Annotated in this window: 15 protein-coding genes; 8 read left to right on the top strand and 7 right to left on the bottom strand. The window is 58.4% G+C overall.

The window, feature by feature from the left end:
• Nucleotides 1-1,069: 1,069 nt before the first annotated feature.
• A complete protein-coding gene (locus NKH28_RS30085; RefSeq protein WP_352819437.1) occupies nucleotides 1,070-1,222 on the bottom strand; it encodes a hypothetical protein in 153 nt (50 codons plus the stop codon).
• A gap of 226 nt (nucleotides 1,223-1,448) precedes the next feature.
• Complete coding sequence (locus tag NKH28_RS30080; protein ID WP_352820694.1) at nucleotides 1,449-1,820, bottom strand: hypothetical protein; 372 nt, start codon at nucleotides 1,818-1,820, stop codon at nucleotides 1,449-1,451.
• 88 nt (nucleotides 1,821-1,908) lie between these two features.
• Here NKH28_RS30080 and NKH28_RS30075 point away from each other — a divergent pair, with 88 nt between their 5' ends.
• The gene (locus NKH28_RS30075; protein WP_352819434.1) at nucleotides 1,909-3,594 is read left to right on the top strand and encodes a winged helix-turn-helix domain-containing tetratricopeptide repeat protein; all 1,686 of its coding nucleotides are present in this window, start codon (nucleotides 1,909-1,911) and stop codon (nucleotides 3,592-3,594) included.
• Nucleotides 3,595-4,686: 1,092 nt separating this feature from the next.
• Here the strand turns inward: NKH28_RS30075 and NKH28_RS30065 are convergent.
• Nucleotides 4,687-5,073 carry a hypothetical protein gene (locus NKH28_RS30065; protein WP_352503417.1) on the bottom strand — a complete coding sequence of 129 codons (387 nt, stop codon included), beginning with the start codon at nucleotides 5,071-5,073 and terminating at the stop codon, nucleotides 4,687-4,689.
• A gap of 212 nt (nucleotides 5,074-5,285) precedes the next feature.
• On the opposite strand from NKH28_RS30065, the gene NKH28_RS30060 reads away from it, so the two are divergent.
• A complete protein-coding gene (locus NKH28_RS30060) occupies nucleotides 5,286-5,678 on the top strand; it encodes a hypothetical protein (protein ID WP_352503416.1) in 393 nt (130 codons plus the stop codon).
• Nucleotides 5,679-5,735: 57 nt separating this feature from the next.
• Here the strand turns inward: NKH28_RS30060 and NKH28_RS30055 are convergent, their stop codons facing one another.
• Both NKH28_RS30055 and NKH28_RS30050 read right to left on the bottom strand, forming a co-directional pair.
• Nucleotides 5,736-7,277 (bottom strand): caspase family protein, encoded by a 1,542-nt coding sequence (locus NKH28_RS30055; protein WP_352819430.1) that lies wholly within the window; start codon nucleotides 7,275-7,277, stop codon nucleotides 5,736-5,738.
• 495 nt (nucleotides 7,278-7,772) lie between these two features.
• Entirely contained in the window at nucleotides 7,773-7,952 is a 180-nt protein-coding gene (locus NKH28_RS30050; protein ID WP_352541904.1) for a hypothetical protein, read from the bottom strand.
• Nucleotides 7,953-8,155: 203 nt separating this feature from the next.
• Between NKH28_RS30050 and NKH28_RS30045 the strand changes: the two genes are divergently transcribed.
• From NKH28_RS30045 to NKH28_RS30020, 6 genes are all read left to right on the top strand, one after another.
• Nucleotides 8,156-10,105 carry a CHASE2 domain-containing protein gene (locus tag NKH28_RS30045; RefSeq protein WP_352981049.1) on the top strand — a complete coding sequence of 650 codons (1,950 nt, stop codon included), beginning with the start codon at nucleotides 8,156-8,158 and terminating at the stop codon, nucleotides 10,103-10,105.
• Nucleotides 10,106-10,131: 26 nt separating this feature from the next.
• Complete coding sequence (locus NKH28_RS30040; protein WP_352774884.1) at nucleotides 10,132-10,890, top strand: hypothetical protein; 759 nt, start codon at nucleotides 10,132-10,134, stop codon at nucleotides 10,888-10,890.
• Nucleotides 10,891-11,347: 457 nt separating this feature from the next.
• Nucleotides 11,348-11,809, top strand: coding sequence for a phasin (locus NKH28_RS30035; protein WP_352981048.1), 462 nt, complete (start codon nucleotides 11,348-11,350; stop codon nucleotides 11,807-11,809).
• A 664-nt stretch (nucleotides 11,810-12,473) separates the two neighbouring features.
• Complete coding sequence (locus NKH28_RS30030) at nucleotides 12,474-13,613, top strand: FIST N-terminal domain-containing protein (RefSeq protein WP_352981047.1); 1,140 nt, start codon at nucleotides 12,474-12,476, stop codon at nucleotides 13,611-13,613.
• Between the two features lie 10 nt (nucleotides 13,614-13,623).
• Nucleotides 13,624-14,964, top strand: coding sequence for an ATP-binding response regulator (locus NKH28_RS30025; protein ID WP_352503406.1), 1,341 nt, complete (start codon nucleotides 13,624-13,626; stop codon nucleotides 14,962-14,964).
• A gap of 3 nt (nucleotides 14,965-14,967) precedes the next feature.
• Nucleotides 14,968-15,399 carry a DUF6392 family protein gene (locus NKH28_RS30020; RefSeq protein ID WP_352780222.1) on the top strand — a complete coding sequence of 144 codons (432 nt, stop codon included), beginning with the start codon at nucleotides 14,968-14,970 and terminating at the stop codon, nucleotides 15,397-15,399.
• Between the two features lie 561 nt (nucleotides 15,400-15,960).
• On the opposite strand, the gene NKH28_RS30015 is transcribed toward NKH28_RS30020, so the two are convergent.
• Together NKH28_RS30015 and gfa are read right to left on the bottom strand one after the other, a co-directional pair.
• Complete coding sequence (locus NKH28_RS30015) at nucleotides 15,961-16,644, bottom strand: response regulator (RefSeq protein WP_352771191.1); 684 nt, start codon at nucleotides 16,642-16,644, stop codon at nucleotides 15,961-15,963.
• Between the two features lie 735 nt (nucleotides 16,645-17,379).
• The gene (gene gfa / locus NKH28_RS30010; protein WP_352451333.1) at nucleotides 17,380-17,949 is read right to left on the bottom strand and encodes an S-(hydroxymethyl)glutathione synthase; all 570 of its coding nucleotides are present in this window, start codon (nucleotides 17,947-17,949) and stop codon (nucleotides 17,380-17,382) included.
• Nucleotides 17,950-18,133 lie beyond the last annotated feature (184 nt).

Here is an 18,133-nt window from a genome sequence, read left to right as displayed (position 1 = left end):
TCGAGTGCGAGAATGGCCCGGGCCATGGACGTCCCGCCATTTCTGGTCGAGTTTGACCTGCGGCCGAGGCAGGGCAGGCTTCGGCGCGTTGGTTGTGTAAAGCATCTCAAGCAACCGCTCTCCGTCGATCAGCTCCAGATGCAGCCTTGAGTTCGTCTCTCGGGCCTTCCTCGGTAGCGCTCGCTCTACTTTCGAGAACGAGAGGCGGTGGTGACAAATATCCCCTGCCCGGCACTCGCGAAGACCTTGCTCCTACGAAGTTTCGCACCGCTTTGACGGATTCCGCATCGGTCGTGATGTTGCACTGCCCTCTGGATGACGCGGTTGTCACGCAAAGGCAGGAAACGGCGTAACGAAAGCGAACGCGAAATTTCAAACTGAGACACACAACCGGGATAGAACCGGGTAGACAGCATGCCGAAACGGAACGCAAGAACGGGTGCATAAGATGACGCCTCAGCACCTTTTTGTTAGCTAATGCTAATAAAGGCGTGTAATTGCTTCAACATGTGGCCGAAGCGGCAATCGGAAAAGGGAATGCCGCGGCGCCAAGCCCTGCCGCGGTCGTCCTTGCGGCCCTTTCGTCGTCAGGATTCTTGGTTCCCTCGAGCGCACATGATGCCCCGTCCGGATGGAGCTATCCGCCGGCCTGCTGTCACGGCGACGCCGAACATGGCGAGTGTCAGCGAATCCCAAACGGCGCGGTTCATGTTCGTCTCGGTGGCTGGGTTGTGATCCTGAGGGCCGGGGATCATCGGAAGATCACGCGGCAACAGCGATATTTCATCCCATATGGTGATGAGATTCCGTCGCAGGACGGCGACTATCATATATGCCTCCATCCGACCCAAGAGCATGAGAACTGTTTTCTTGTCCCGCCGGACTCGATATGATCCGGGAGCCAGCGCGAGCTGCGGCTGAGATGCGGATAGCGCCGCGCCCCAGTGCCGCCCGACGGCTTCGATGATGCGTGTAAGCGAAAATCCAAATTTCCCGAATCTTGCGGATCTTCGCTGGGGTGCCGCCTCAGCTCGTACCAAACATGCGCGCCACCCCGCGAAACGTCGCCTCAGTCGAGGCTGGCCGGCGACGAGAACGGCCGATTGGCGTCCACCATGAAGATGGCCAGCTCATCAAGAGCGGTTGTGCCGGCGCTGAACACCTCCATCGGCATGTCGACCCCGTGTCCGACCATGGTCGTGCCGGCTTCGGCATAGCTCACTCCGGGGGGCGTTCTTTGGCCAAGCTTGCCGCCCAGGACATAGAAGGCCTCCGGTCCCGGATGTGTATGGATCGGCGTCTTGGCACCGTCGCTCCACCGGGCCGTTGACGCGCAGCAAATACTCGCTCGCACTGATCGGCGGAACAGGCCCGATCTCGACGACCTTGGTCCCGGCAGGAGTGGTGCCATCCTTCGATCCGAGCGTGAACAGCCAGGCCTTGCAAAATCATGGTTCTGATGCGTTGTCGCAGTAATGGAAGGTGGCGAGATAGCCGGGGAGTACGCGCATGAACTCCTGTTGATGGGTCCAAGCTCTGCACTCCGCCATGGAGGTCATGGGTTTCACGTCGGGGAGCCTGATTAGCTCCCCCTGGTTGGTCAGAAGGATTGTGACAGCGATGGCGGTGAACATGGCCCGGTTATCCATCGACTTAAGGCTGGCGACACAATAACCGCCGGGGTTGGGACGGACGTCGTCTGAGGCAACCTCGTTGACATGGTCAGGACCACAGAATCTCGCGATGCGGGGATCCGGTTTTGCAGCCGTTTGCGTTGCCAAAAGAAGAGCGAGAGCGATGATGAGCTTGGTGCGATTCATGTCGTCCTCCGTTTCATCCGGTGCTGCTGGGATCGCTTGGAGGCGAAGGCCGAATGGGCTAAACTAGGAAGCGCGCCAGGAAGGTGAAATGTCCCGAACGGCCCCTGAAATTGACCTGAAATCTGCTGAAACGATCACGTTTCGCGGTTTTGCCTTCCTGACGAAAAGCAAAGAACTCCGAACCGTCGAAGGCAAAGCGGTCAATCTTCGCAGCCAGTCCGCCGAGGTGCTCTCGGTGCTCGCGGCGCGACCGGGCGAAATCGTGTCCAAGGATGCGCTGATGCAGGCGGTTTGGCCCGAGACCTTCGTGACCGACGACAGCCTCACTCAATGCATTGCCGATATTCGCCGCGCATTGAGGGACGACGCGCACGTGACCGTGGAAACCCTCCCCAAGCGAGGCTACCGGCTGAATGCCAATCCGTCGGACGCGGCGGACGCAAACGCCGCAGCCGACACGGAACGTGCCAAGACACGATTCTCGCAGCGCGGCTTCATTCTTGCTGCAATCGTTCTCGTCCCGGCAGCGATCGGCGCATACTACGGCGCGGAAATATGGCGAGCCGCTCCAGTTCCTTCGAGCGACATGCCGAGGATTGCGATCCTTCCCTTCGACGACTTCAGTACCGGCGCGGATAAGGGATATCTCAGCGATGCCGTCGCCGAGGGGATCATCACCGAGCTTTCGCGGAGCAAGACTTATGCCGTCATCGCCCGAAACTCGAGCTTCAGGTACCGCGACCAGCCGGTCGACACCAGGAAGATCGGAGATGAACTCGGCGTCGACTACCTGCTCGAAGGCAGCCAGCAGAAGGTCGGAGACCGGCTGAAAGTGACCGCCCAGTTGCTGAATGCGCATGACGGATCGCATGTCTGGGCCAACACCTACAACCGGGAGATTGGCAATTTTTTCGTCGTCCAGGAGGAAATCATCCGCACGCTTGCGGATCGGGTCGGGCAGAGAATCCAGCGCCCGCTGCCAAGGAGTGACGCCGCGCAGGTCAGCGCGCTCCGCTACTACCTGATGGGAAGGGCCGAGTTGATGGGAAGGGCCGAGATCAATTTCTCTGCCGCGGGGAACGATCTGCTAAGGCAGTTCAGCCTCAAGGCGATCGAAGCGGATCCGAACGCCCAGTTCGGCTATATCGGGATGGCCTGGTCCTATCGCAATGACGCGGTATTCTGGCACAAGCAGGAAAATAACCCCGACGAGGCGTTGAAGCGGGCCGCCGAATACGCCGACAAGGCTATTCTACTCGCTCCCGACGATTCCGAGGCGCATAACATCCGCGCCAGCATCCACACCGAAGCCGGCGAGATGGAGCAGGCCCTTGCCCGGTACGATCAGGCGATCGCCCTGAACCCCAGCGACTCGAATATCCTCGTCATGAGTGCAGGCGTGCTGCTGAACGTTGGCCGCACGGACGAAGCGATTGATCGGATCGAGCAGGCCAAGGGCATCGATCCCTTCCACCCTGACTGGTTCCACTGGCAGATGGGCTGGGCGCTCTACGAAAAGAACGATTGCGGGGCTGCGCTGACGGCGATGCGGAAAATGTCTAGAATCCCGAGCGGCGCACAGCGCATGCTTGCCGGGATCCACGCTTGTCTGGGAAACAAGCGGGAAGCAAAGGAAGCACTTGCGGTTTTCCTCAAAGACTCGCCCGGCGACTCCATCAGCAAACAACGCAGGCAATGGGAGAAAAACTACCTCGCCCCCGGGGCCCTCGATCGCTGGATCGGACACATGCGGTTCGCGGGGTTGCCGGAGTGAACGGCTGTCCGGTTGTGGCCCGGCAGAAGTCCGATTGGCCGCATAAAAACCGTTGAAGCCTTTGTGTTGTGGACGGTGGTTGCCCTCAAAGCAAGATCATCCTTCATAGGAATATTGGGTGCGGGAAAGTCGGCAATGGGGCCGACTTGCGCCATAGTGCGCTCGCACCCCAACTTCTGCGACGGGCCCGATGGCTGCCGTTCATCGGCGATGCCTCGAACTTCCGCAGATGGCGCATTTGGTCCTTATCGGCTGCCGCAGAGCCAATCGCTCTCGAGTGCAGGCACTCCAGTGGAGTCCAGACGTTGGATTGGACCCTCGACCTCTACAAAAGCACACTGAGCTTCCAGTCGGGCTACGAAGCGATCGCTTCGGCGAGAAGTCGTCGTTCTCAATCGGGCGACGGGGGGATACATCGGCGAAGACGGCATAAGGGAGGATGCGCCAGACCGAGCCGACGGAATGGTCGTAGCCAAGGCCTTGGAGCGCATAGCGCCTGGCCGGGAGGCCGCCGCCAGTCAGACTTACGCAGCGCGTCGTTGAGCGAGGTGGAGACCCGAACGGGCTCGACGAGGGTCCACGGCGGTCACAATGTTGTGGTGGTGATCGCAGTAGACGCGATCCGGCGAAGTTGGCCCAGCACAAAAACGATAACCACCGGGTACTGACGGGTCTTCGCTCACCGGGAAGCGGCATTGATAGAGGCCTAGCTGAATGAGGGGGACATCTCTCGAAGTTAGTCTGATATTTTCAGGCATGATGGTTTCCTAGTTCACAGCAATTGCCGGGTGACGGCCGCAGTGCGACCCGTCAGGGGCGAGCTTCTCTCGTTTGGGAGGCTATGGATCACCATATGGTGTTGGCAGCACCGTCAATGAAGCCCGACGCCCTGCTTCTGAAGCCAATAGTTTGCGACTTAAGGCCACACCCGCAAACGCATTGGCAATCTACCATCTTGTCCCCGAGGCACCCGCCCGCCGCGGTTTGCCGGCTAATTCGTGCCGTGTTCGCTGGAGGTATCACTCCTCTCTGAATCCTGCAGTGAGGCGTGGCGAAATCCGAACTCGCCCCGTAGATGCTTGACGTGGGCTTTCAGCCCGGCCTGACCCATGGTCGCCGGCCGTTTTTGCCCTTCGGCGGTGGCCCGGCGTGCTCTTGGACACGCTTCCACAGCCGTTCGCGCATCTCCTGGTTCAAGGTGATGAAAGCCGAACCGGCATATTTTCCGGTACCGGGCTTCGCCAGCAAGGCGAATGCCGCCTTGCCCGGCTCGCGCTCGACGCCCAATAGTTCGTATTCCTGGACTGTGAAGCTCTTCGTCTTCAGCCAATTCGTCGTCGGGCCGCTTCGATACGGGCTGTCGGCGCGCTTCGAGACGATGCCCTCAAGGCCCGCTTGGTCGGCAACATACGCGGCGGTAAGTGCAAAGAGGCTCGCAATCCAAACACCACGCATCACACGCTCGGGCGGTCTGCGCATTGTAAACACCGAGAACGCGTTGGCTTAAGCGCAAATCCTAGGGAACATGCTAGAATGTGCGGCTTCGCTCAACTTGAGCAAATGTCCCCAACGACATCTAGGACGCGCTGATTTCCGCTTCTTGAAAGCTTGTTATCATGATAATTTTCAGTCTCCTCGCTTAAGAATATATAGACATTTCAGTCAAACCGGCGGGGGATGGGGAGGATAGGATGAAACTGTTATCGCTTGTTGTCGTAGCTACGTTTTCACTTGCTATGTCCGCTTGGGCCGAGGATCTACCAAGTAGCGCGAAGAAAGCATCGATGGAAGAATTTAAGACTTTTGCTAATGGGAAAAAGGTAAATGTAATCATATACGACGCTGGAGCTGCCATAACTGCCACTCTTGTCTGGAACTGGAAGAAAAAACAGATCATTGGCGAAGCTTTGGTGAACAACAAAACTAAGATAAAGGTCAAAGTTCCATTGACTTTCGACGGCGACAAGGCCTGTTCACAAGACCAAGGTAAACCAGTTTGTCATCTTATCTACATTGACAACGACAAATTTTACGAGGTGCGCGACGACGGCAAAGTCCACGCGACTTCAACGTTGGTTCAATGAGACGGACCACGTCCGAATGGTTTGGTCGGCGTTTGCACGGACCCGCAAATGCCGGCCCTATTCAGTACGCTTGTCAAGTCTTACGACACCTGCACACTCGCCTCCGACTCGAGAAAACTCACCGCTGCCTTTCGCACCTTGAAGCCTGCCGATGATATGGTTTTGCCTTGGCGCACCATCGTCATCGACGAAACTTAAATAGATGTCGAATGCCCCATCGGCGGTGATTGTTCCGGCCAACGGCACCATCGCGGAAATTTCCGTTCCATCGATAAAGATTGTCGTTGACTGTTCAGTGTAATCGCAGGCGGAATTACCTGCGCGCCGCGTCAGTGCCCACGCGCCATCAAAAGCCTTTACCTTGACCGGAGCGCAGACACGTTCTGGGATATTCTTGATTGCGCGCAACACCTCTTTCGTCGGCTCCAGGCTGGCAAGCTTCAATCCCCGCTGCTCGGCAAAGGCTTGAAGAGCTTTCCGACTTCCCGGTCCCCATTTGCCGTCTGCCTGTCCGACAAGGCAGCCGACTCGCGTTAGCTCTGTTTGCGTTGCCTTTGTCAACGCGCGCGGATCAGCCAAAGCTTGCGTCACATCTAAATCAGGATGAGCTTCTGCAACCGCCACGCCCGCGATGGAAATCGAGGGGGCTTTGCCACGATCTGTTGCTGCCTGTTCGATCTCGTCGATCTTCAAGCTGGCTAACGCCGCAAAGGCGCCGCTTGGATACTGTCTGAGATAGGCCTCAAAGAAGCGCTTGTCCGTTTTTTCCTTGATGGTCTCCCAATAGGCGACTTCTACGTCCCCTCCTTTCGCACCCGCCGTGACAGCGGTGTTTCCGGACAACGGTTGCAAAATGACGTCGCCCGTCAGCGAGGAGTTGTCCCATGGCACTTGCTTGCCGTCGGTTGCTTCAAGCACATCCCTACGGACGTTGATGAGGTCGCGGGAGATGTCCTGGCCAGGCGTACCAAGATTCTTCAGCAGCGCAGATGTGAACGGCGAGTTCCTTCCCTCGCCGTCCAGCGCAACGTTCCCGGGCTGCGTTGCAAAGGCTATGAGCGATCCAACGCCCGTGCCTAGCTTTGCCAAGCCCCGACCGACCGTCCCTGATCGCGTACCCATCGAGCGCCCAAGGTTCTGTGAGAAAGGACTGTCCCGGCAAGCATCCAAAAATACCAGGTTGACCTTCGTGGTTCGCTCCATGGCCGACAAGACGAGGTCCATGGGCACGGCTTCGAAGTCGAGGTCGTTATATGTGGATAGCCGCGCATCAACGGGAGCCATGTAGTTGGTGCCGTTCACCTGGACGCCATGGCCGGCATAGAAGAGAAGCGCCATGTCGGCACCATCCAGCTTGCCGATGAAATCTCGAACCGTGCCGCGCATCCCGCTCAGATCGAGGTCCTCGCCTGCAACCACCTCAAAGCCCAACGCCTGCAGTTTTGCGGTCATATCCACCGCATCATTTTTTGGATTGGAAAGTGGAACCGCGTATCTATAGGCAGAATTACCGATGACCAGCGCGACGCGCCGTTCTGCCCACGCTTGGGCGCTCAGCGAAACTAGAAGAAGCGCAATGGCGAAGCGAAGCGCCATCATGGCTGTATATCCTTAGTCTCGGCTCATTCAGCGGGTTCACCAGTCGATAGACTGGACAAAACCGGAGCAATCTTGCGAGACTGAGCCCGGTGCTTCGCAGTGTCAAGTCCAACGGATAGTCGGTAGTGGATCAGTTTGAAATCTGACGCTGCGCTTTTTACCGGGCGCCGTTCTTCCTCAGCTTTGGGCATATTTGTCAGTTCTTCGGCATTTGGGGTGGCACAAGTTGAACGTATGGCGTCGTCGGTTCCTTATCAGGGCGAATGCGGCTGGGGGCCGGCTTCCCGTGTTTGCCGAGCGACCTAATGTATTGATAGAGCGATTGCATATCGCTCTCCTCCATCGCTCGAAGATTGTACCAAGGCATCGGTGGAGACGTTCTAATGCGCTTCAGCATCCCTACGAATCCACGCTCGCTCATTACCGAAGCATCTATCCGAAGATTGGTCGCATAGGTCGTGCCCCAAGGACCGCGCCAACCGACCGAGTTGCCCATTAAAGCCTTTCAGGATCAATCTTGCCTTCTGTTTCGCTGTAGCCTTCGGTATGGCAATCGTGACACCCGCCGATGATTGATACCTGCAACCCTCGTTCGACCGATACTTCGCCTTGAGCGAAGGCTGCAATTGGCATCGTGAGACCGGTTAATAGGAAAAACAGGCTTGTGACACGCATCCTTCCCTCCCATGCGTTCCGCTAAGCATATATGAGCCAACGTCCGAAGGCGACGGCCGCGTCGAGGCCCTCAAATTTCAAACTGACCCACTACCGGACAGTCCAACGGACTTAGCGAAGGGCCTACCGCTAGCCCTCACTTCGCCGGCGGTCTATGCTGTGTAAACTCACGCCGATAGACACCGAAACGGATTGCACGCAGCTTGGCCGTCTTCACGCCGATCGGAAAGGTTCAAAAAGGGCGCCTTTTCGCATCGCTCGGATTCTTTTTCATTCTGGGAGCCTGCATTGCCACATTCTCTCCCTCGGGCGAGAAACTGCTGCGCGACGTCTTGATGACGACCATCTCGCCCTTCGTTGCGCCCCCGACAGACATCGTGATCGTGACGATCACAGAGCAGACCTTGGAAAGATTTCCCTATAGATCGCCGCTGGATCGGGGTGCCTTGGCCGACCTCGTGCAGAGAATCGATAAAGCTCATCCGAGAACAATAGGCATTGACTTGCTTTTCGATCAGCCAACCGAGGCGGAGAAGGATCGGCGCCTGGCTGAGGTTATCGAGGCGGCCGAAAGTCCCGTAATTGTCGCATCTGCATCACACGAGGACGACCTTACCGACAAGCAACTGTCGTACCTTAGTCGCTTCGCGCCAAGCGCCATCCGCGGACTGGCGGCCCTGTCTCATGATAGGGTCGACGGGGTTGTGCGGGAAGAATTTCCAGGGCGCCTGGTGAATGGCAACTGGCAACCTAGCTTTGCATCAGCGCTCGCGCAGACCGCCGGCATATCGGCATCGCAGGCTGCGGAGAAGATGGTCTACTATCGGGCTACAGGCATTCATCCGGCACGATTTACAATATATCCGGCGCACGCCGCCGCTTTCGCGCCCCCGGCCTGGTTCGCCGGGAAGTTCGTTTTGATCGGCGTTGACCTCCCGCTGCAGGATCGTCATGCAACCCCCTTTGCCGTGCTGAACGGCTCTGTTGCCGGAGCGCTGCCGGGTGTCGTTATTCATGCCAATGCGCTGGCGAGATTGATCAAGGGCGACAAAATCATTACGCCAGAGGCGGTGGCGGCGTTTGCGCCCTTCGTTCTCGCGACGGCGCTCTGCATCTGGGTCGCTTGGCTCCGCATATCAGTGTTGGTGAAACCTGTGGTCATCATCGGCGCAGTCGTTTCGGTTTTGATCTTAGAAGCAACCGCGTTTGCCAAGGCCGGAATTCTGTTACCTATGGTCGCGCCGTCGATGCTGCTGCTAGGGCTCTCCGGATTCGTCGCAATTCTGGCATGGCACCGGGACTCGAAAGAAAGGCGTTTCGTCCAGAACGCGTTCTCTCAGTATCTCAGCCCGGCAGTCGTGGCAGAGCTAGTCAGCAAGCCGGCGTCACTGCGCCTCGGCGGATCCGAACGCTTGATAACGTGCGTGTTCACCGACCTTGAGGGATTCACCAGTTTGGGCGAACGGACGGAACCAGAGGTATTTGCTACGGTTCTGAATGAATACCTCGAGGCGGTTTGTGGTCTCTTCATTGAACATGGCGCCACGATAGACAAACTAATAGGCGATGCAGTCATTGGTTTTTTTGGCGCACCGGGTGTGCAGGAGGACCAAGCCGAAAGGGCCCTAAAACTAACGCTTGCTACCGTCGCGATGTCTCGAAGATTTCGGACAGATCTAAAGTCTAGAGGCCATGACGTTGGCGTCACTCGTATCGGCGTCCATCGAGGACCTGCAGTTGTCGGAAATTTTGGGGGCAATCGATTCTTCAACTACACGGCCATGGGCGATACGGTGAACACCGCTGCCAGGCTCGAAGGCGCGAACAAGTTTCTAGGTACCGTGAACTGCATCAGCGAGGAGGTGGCGAACTCTTCCGATGACTACCTGCTTCGGCCGTCCGGTGTGTTGTGTCTGAAAGGCAAGACTGAGTGGATCTCAGCCTTCGAGTTGCTGGAAGACGGGCGTATGAATCGCGAGATGGTGGAGGCTTACTCGCAAGCTTACTTGCTGATGTCCGCGCGCGACAAGACTGCCGCTGCTGCCTTTGCATCGCTGGCCATTCAATATCCCAACGATGGCCTCGTTGCTTATCACCTTGGGAGACTGAAGCAGGGTGAGGCTGGCGATAGGATCTATCTTGAAGGCAAGTAAAACAAGCGTATGGTTGAACGTGCGTCATGTATCGGCAACCCAAAATCATTTTCCTACTGGCTGCGGCCATCGCAGCAGTTGGTTCCTGCTCGAGCGCTCTTGCGGCCAGCGAGTATGTCGTTGTCGCTGTCGATCCTCCCGCGGACAGCCCTCAGCTCGGCAAACTGTTCAGACTGGGCGACCTCGTGCATATCGAGGGTGGATCGACTGTCACTTTGATGGGTGACGATGGCTCGGTCACTGCGTTGCCGGGACCCGCGGATATTGTGGTGACCGACGACGCATCGGATTCTGGATCAACGTCTAACGGGGCGGCAGGCGCTTCTTCGAGTTTGACTGCGATTTCGGATCTATTGGGGAATGCCGCTGGTCAGCTCCAAACCATAGGTGGATCTCGTGGCGTTTCCGACACGACGGCCGCCACCTTGGAACCTTGGATGGTGCCGGTCGAAAATGGTCTGACAGGCTGCGTTTATGACCTCAAACTGGAGCTTTGGCGCCCACCGGGGCACAGGGCGGATGTTTCGGTTGCCTATAATGAAGAGTCGCTGGCGACAAGCTTGGTCTGGGACAAGGATACCCCAATTTTGGCAATTCCCGGAAACGTGCCACCGGATCTTCGATCCGTTGGGTTGGTGATCGACGATAAGTCGTTTCGAATGCCTATCGTGCATTTGCCCACCGGCTTCAGCCCGTCGGATCATGTGGGACTGTATGCCTGGATGATAGGAAGCGGTTGTCTTCTTCAGGCATCCGCACTGATCCGGAACTTGGCTAACCGATAGACCACCAGGGGTGGTCACTTCACGGCGCACTGGAAGCGGTAGAGGCGCGCCTTCGCGTCAACCACCGCCATATCGAGGCAACTTCTCGATGGCGCGCTAAGGAAAGCGATCGCCTTGTGCCCAGCGGGTACGCCGACTGAAAGTTTGCGGCGCACGAATTTAACGCTTTCATTGACGTAGACTTGGACGGTTGCCGAATAGCGGCTGAAGTAGATACGCAGGTGGCAAAACGTCGCGCGCTGTTGCGAGGCTATGCTGGATCAGGTGATCCGTCCAGAAGAGTTCTTCCTGCAGAACCGGCGATCTCGAGATGCCACCGACCCTCCGCATGCCCCCTCGGAACGCTGGAAGAGGGATGGTGCGTCGCACAAAAATATTGCAATGCACTATAAATGCCGTAACGTCAGTTTCGTAAATGAACGAGACGGCTTTTGTGAAAGGCCGTCCACCGGAAAGGATGGAAACTGTGGCCAAGACCGCTGACACCGTTGAAAATACCTCATTCCCCACCTTCGACGCGTCGAAGGCTGCCGACCAGGTCCGCGCTGTCGCCGAAAAGGGCGTCGAGCAGTCGAAAGAAGCCTATGCGAAATTTGCGTCAGGCACCGAGACGACCCAGAAGGCTCTGCAGTCGAGCTTCGAAACCGCCAAGACCGTCGGCAACGAGTTGTCGCTGAAGACAATTGCTGCTCTGCGCGCCAATGCCGAAGCCGGCTTCTCGCACCTCGAAGCGCTGGTTGCCGTGAAGTCGCCGTCCGAGTTCATCGAACTGCAGACTGCCTTCTTGCGCACGCAGCTCGAAAAGACCGTCGAGCAGGCCAAGGAATTTCAGGCCGTGACGACCAAGGCTGCCGAAGATGTATCGAGGCCGATCAAGGATGTCGTTGAAAAGGCGATGAAAGATCTCAAAGTCGCCTAATTGAGTCTAAGCGATCGGAAATAACCGCGAAACAACACCTTCTCCAGCCGGTCTTTTCCTTTTGGCTGGATGCTCTTTGGTGCCTGCGTTGCCATGGCGGTGCGGGCATGGCTCTCTCGGCTGCGATCATCCGCACAATCTGACGGCGGCGAGCGACGAGCCCGGCCAGGGCCTCGGCTTCGGTGCCGCGCAACGGGCACTTGCCGCTTGCTCGACCCAACGAAGGCAGCGTTACAGCAGCATCGGTGGTGTCGGTCCTGGCCCGCTTGCCGAGCGCATTCGCGTAGGCTGTCACCTGCCCCGGATTGACTACGACAACCGCCAGACTAGACTAACACCCTGTCCAAAGCGGCAACGGCTAAGCGCGATATCCTGCCCCATTCTTGGCACGTCGAGCCTTGACATTCGCCTGCGGCAAATTCAGCTGGGCCTTCGTTGCACGGATGGCGGTGCGACGCGGCCTTTCGTCTGTGAGCGGCAGCGCGGACGCCGTCAAACGGCAGAAACTTCAAATCCATCATGTTGGCTAATTGCCAAAGCGCCGCTTCAAGACAACAATGACCTCGACGCCGGCGCGCCAGACGCGCACAAAAAAGAGCGTTGGAGGAAATGGAGGAGGAAGCCGCTGGCCAAGTCACGGACGCGCTATGCATGCGGCGTTTCGGTGCTCACCACCGACGAATCTGACGCGGATGCGTTCGCCCGGGCGGTGGCAGCGGAAGCAGCGGCCATTGACGCCGGGTTTGCCCTCCTGTTTTTCTCGCAGAGCCTCATAGAGGCCGTCGCCCTGTCGGAAGCGCTGAAGACCCACGCACCGGCGCTCCACTATGCCGGCTGCTCGACAGCCGGTGAGATAACGCCCAAGGGGCTGGAGGAAGGCCAGATCCTGGCTATGCTGCTTCCCTCCGTATCGTTTTCGGCAGCCAGCACCATGGTCGAAAATCTGTCCTCATCGGGCATGGACGGGATTACCGGCGAAGTCGAGGCGCTGAGGCGTTCGTTACACGAGCGCCTCGGGCACGAGCGGGCCGACACCACTTTCGCGCTCTGCTTGATCGACGGCCTGTCTTATGCCGAAGAAGCGGTGACCTCCGCCATCCATTGGGGGCTCGACGACATCCCACTGATCGGTGGGTCGGCTGGCGATGATTTGAAATTCGAGACAACACGGCTGATCTCGAACGGCAAAGTGACCTCCGACAGCGCCATCATCGTGCTGGTCACCACGGAAATTCCTTTCCACGTGTTCAAGACCGACAATTTCGTTCCCACCGACGAGAAGCTGGTGGTGACGGCATCCGATCCCGACCATCGCATCGTGCGCGAATTCAACGCCACCATTGCCGCCGAGGAATATGCCGCCTCGGTCGGCGTTGTCGCGCAGATGCTGACGCCATTGAGTTTTGCCTCGCATCCGGTGGTGGTGAAAGTCGGCGGCGAATTTTACTGCCGTTCAATCCAGAAGATGCACGCGGACGGCTCGCTGTCGTTCTTCTGCGCCATCGACGATGGTGTCGTGCTTGCCGTCGCCCAGCCTAAGGACATGGTCGAGGCGACCCGCGCCGCGCTCAGCGACGTCAGCGAAAGGCTTGGCGGCATCGACCTGATCCTCGGTTTCGACTGCGTGCTGCGCCGGCTCGACGCGCGCAATCGGCAGGTCTATCGCGAGATTTCGGAACTCTACAAGGTCAACAACGTCCTCGGCTTCGGCACCTATGGCGAACAGTACCGTTCGATGCATCTGAACCAGACCTTCACCGGCATCGCCTTCGGTGAACGCAATCCGGCCGAAGCGGCGGAGTAGGAAATCCGGGATGCCGCTCAGGAACATCGACGACCTGGAAAGGCTGAAGAAGATCAACGCCGCGCTGATCAGCCGCGTCGAGCGTTCCATGGACCAGCAAGGCAATGCCTTTTCGCTGTTCCAGACCGCCATTTCGCTTGAGAGCCGGGTGCGCAGCCGCACCGAAGAGCTGCATTCGACCTTGCGCCGGCTGGAGCAGTCGAACATCGACTTGAACGCAGCCAAGGAAAACGCCGAGCTGGCGAACCTGTCCAAGACCAGGTTCCTGGCGGCCGCCAGCCATGACGTGCTGCAGCCGCTGAACGCCGCGCATCTGTCGGTCTCGGCGCTTGCTGAAGTACAGACCAGCGAGGAAGGCAGAAAGCTGGTCCGCCAGGTCGAGCGATCGCTGGAGACGATGGAGGACCTGCTCCGCACCTTGCTCGACATTTCCAAGCTCGATGCCGGCGTCGTGCAGCCCGACATCACCGATGTCAGCCTGGAGACGCTGTTTTCGTCTCTGCGCTCGGATTTTCAGCCGGTCGCGGAGATGAAGGGGCTGACGCTGAAGTTCCGGCCGGTCGATGCGCTCGTTCGTTCGGACCGAACCTTGCTGCGCCGCATCCTGCAGAACATCCTGTCCAATGCACTGCGCTATACCCGCTCGGGCGGCGTGTTGGTCGGCACCAGGCATCGCGGCGACACGATCCGCATCGACGTCGCCGATACCGGCTGCGGCATCCCCGACGACCAGCGCGAGGCGGTATTCGAGGAATTCCATCGCGGCGTGATCCCGACGGATGCCGGGCTTGCCGCCGGCGGGCTGGGGTTGGGGCTGGCCATCGTGCGCCGCATCGCCGCGGCACTCGGCCATCCCGTCACGTTTTCGTCGAAGGTCGGACATGGCACGATTTTCCATATCGACGTTCCGGTCGGGATCGGCGACACGGCCGATCCAATCGCCAGCACCGTCGACATGGAGCGGCCGCGCGGCTACGGTCTGTTCGGCACAAGGGTGCTGCTGGTCGAGAACGACATCGACGTGCTGCAGGCGATGACCTCCCTGCTCGAGCGCTGGCAATGCCTGGTGCGCCCCGCCACCTCGACCGGTGACGCGCTCGACATGCTTGGCGACACCGACTGGTTGCCAGATATTGTCATAGCCGACCAGCATCTCGACGGCGGCGACCTCGGCACCACCACTATCGCCAAAGTCCGTGATTGTCTCGGCCGCGCGGTGCCGGCGCTGATCGTCACCGCCGACGGCTCGGAAAGTGTCGCCAAGGCCGCCCGCGCCGCCGGCATCGAGCTGATGCGCAAGCCGCTGAAGCCGGCCCAACTGAGGGCGTTGCTGGCGCATCTGCTGGCTTAGAGAATGGCTAACGCGATCCTCGACTACTTGGGAAAACCGGCGTCATCTCTTTTGACGTCACCGCCTTTTGAATCCTGGAAATTCAAACGAACTGTAGATCATGATCTTCCGGAAATCCGCATAGATTACGTTTCTGCGCGTCACAAATTTTCCTTCATCTGCGATCGCGATGAAAAAATAGACACCATATTCATAGAAGCTGACAATTTGGATCGAGACCTCCTTGATATCCCCTTTTCATCCAGTCGCAACGACGTGCTGAATATCTTTGGCGTGCCCTCAAAAAGCGGCGCGGCACGGAGAGATCCTTTTTTGGGTGAATACGGCCCTTGGGACCGCTTCGACGAGGCGCATCATTCAATACATATCTCATATCACGCTCATGCAAACCGGATAACAAGGGTGACGCTTATGCGCGCCGACGCGGTGCCGTGACTATGCCGGGCATGCCCATGCGCGACTGAGGGGCCCCGGGAAACCCACAATGACAGTGCAGTTCTACGGCACCTTCGACTTGCCCGTCGGATGGGAAGACATAACTGACAACCTCCCCGAGGGATCGCCGCCTACTTAGTTTAAAGAATCAATGCCGGCGGCACCCTTCAATTCTCTATTGCGAATATCGAAGCGGAGAAAAGCCAAATGCAGATTTCGATGTTCTTAGAACGTTTATGATCGAGTTTTGTCGAAACAATTTCATAGATGTCGAGCGGATTTTTGAGAGAAAATTTGGCGACGTAATGTGTGTTGGCGTTTCGTCGCGGACTACAGATCAAACCTTATTGGCCTGGTATTTGTCGAATGGAAACGATTTTGCATTCGTGACCTACCTCGCGCAAGGCGAGGAATACGATCTCATCGATGAGGTAGGCGAAACGAGAGAAATCATTTCGTCTATATCATTCGGATAGGGAGCAGCAGATCAAACGCCTTTGAGACATTCACCTGATCGCAGCGCCTTGCTGCTTCGTTTGCAGGGGCATCGGCACCGACCTCTCAAAACCCGGCCGGATCGCGAAACAGCTCGGCGTTGTCGAGCTTTGAGACCTCGATCACCGCCTGTGTGCGGCTGTAGACGTTGAGCTTGCGCAGGATTTCCGAGACATGCGCCTTGACGGTGGTCTCGCCGACCTGCAGCTCGTAGGCGATCTGCTTGTTGAGCAGGCCCTGGCGCAGCATCTGCAGCACCTTGAGCTGCTGCGGCGTCAGCGTGGCCAGGCGCTGCACCATCTCGGCGCGGTCGGTGCTGTCGGCGTCGCGCGGCCGGCCTTCATAAGTCTCGGGAACATAGATCGCGCCTTCCATCACCGAGCGGATGGCGGTGGCAAGGTCGCTCTTGCGCGCCGATTTCGGGATGAAGCCGGCCGCACCGTAGGACAGCGCCTCCGAAATGATCTTCGGTTCCTCATAGCCGGAGACGATGACCACCGGCAGGCGCGGATAACGCGTCCTGAGCTGCAGCAGCCCGTCAAACCCATGCACGTCGGGCATGCTGAGATCGAGCAGCGCCAGGTCGAACGGCTTGGCATCCGTCAGAAGCTCGAGCGCCTCGGCAATCGAGCGTGCCTCGACCGTGTCGACTTCCGGATAGGCCATCTGCACGGCACTATGCAGCGCCTCGCGAAACAGCGGATGGTCGTCAATGATCAGGAACCTGGCGCGATCGGTCATCAGCTTCATTTCGGTTTGGTCTGGCCTAGAATAGTCCTGCAACCATGGCCAGCTTATTGGCAAATAGTACATTGCCATCTTGGCCGGCTAAAGCAGAATGTGGTCATGATTTCCGCGGCGCCACGCGGCAGATGTGGCCGTTCTGAAATGCAATACCTTGCCCGGTGGCCCAAATCGACCGAATGTGCCGGCGACGGATCCATTGAAACGGAGACAGGTCGTGACCGACTTCCGGCTTCGCGTGACAGCCAGTGACCGCTGGCTTTCGCACTGTTGCAGGCCGCCACACGACGCTTCCCCGACGCCCGCCTTGTTCGCGGCCGCACCGATGGTATCGGCTGGTCTGGGGTCGCGCTGGTATAAGGGCCGGTTTCCGGGACAAAACGCAGCAGGCTGATGGTGCTGCCGTTCAAGCCCCGCTAGGCGCTCGATATCGTACTGGTAAGGAGCACCACCTTGCCGCCATCGCGCTTTGGGCGCGACTTTGCCCGCGATATCCAAGCTAGTCCACGATCTGGGCCGCGCCAAGCCAGAACCAACTGATCGCAGTCGCTGATCTTGAAGCTGTACGATCCGGTTGGACCAATTTCAGCGTATTCCCGTTGAGCCCAGCGCCCCCCGAGGCTGACAGCACGTCAGCAATGACTTACGGAGCGTGTCCGTCTACGCGCTCGCCTGCGTTCGTTCCAACGCCTGGGACCGGGCGATTTCGTCCGGCCCCCAAAGATAGTGTCTGATCACTCGTTAGGCCGGCAACGCGCCGGACCGCTTGGCCGTCCAGGTGGCGATATAGTCCATCAGTCCTGGATTGAGGCAATCATAAGGTTCGAGCCCGATCGACTTCAGCTGTGACCTTATGCCGTCCATGCGGCTCGGATCGACACCGGACTCGATGATCGAAGAGACAAAGGCGGTGAAGCCCGGCGGTGACCAGCCGTCTTCCTGGAAGCGTTCGGGATGGATGAAGGACAGCCCCTTGAAAGCGTGGTCGCGCTCGACCGGGCCGTGCATGTGGACGCCGCAGCCGGTGCAGGCATGGCGCAGGATCAGCGCGCCCGGATCGACGATCTTCAGCTTGTCGCCGTTTTCGGTCACCGTCACGTCGTTTGTACCGGCAACCGCCACGACCGAGAACAGCGCGCCTTCCGGCTTCCAGCATTTGGTGCAGCCGCAGGCATGGTTGTGGGCGATCTGGCCCTTGACCTTCACCTTGACCGGGTTGCTGGTGCAGGCGCAGACCAGCGTGCCGCCGGCAAAGTCGGCCTTTTCCCGTGGCAGTCCATTGTCGATTTTAGGATGCAGTTTTTCCGGCATTTTTGTCTCCTCCCTGGTTGAACATCTGCATTTTTCGGCCGTTGGCTGGTTAGCCGACGGCTTTCTCCTCGTCAGTAAACCACCACGCTCCTGATCGACTTGCCTTCATGCATCAGGTCAAAGCCCTTGTTGATGTCCTCGAGCTTCAGCGTGTGGGTGATCATCGGATCGATCTCGATCTTGC

The organism is Mesorhizobium sp. M1227, assembly GCF_040318315.1.
Taxonomy (GTDB): Bacteria; Pseudomonadota; Alphaproteobacteria; order Rhizobiales; family Rhizobiaceae; genus Mesorhizobium.
The sequence above is the reverse complement of the archived record's forward strand: the minus strand, read 5'-3'. Positions and strand labels throughout refer to the sequence as shown.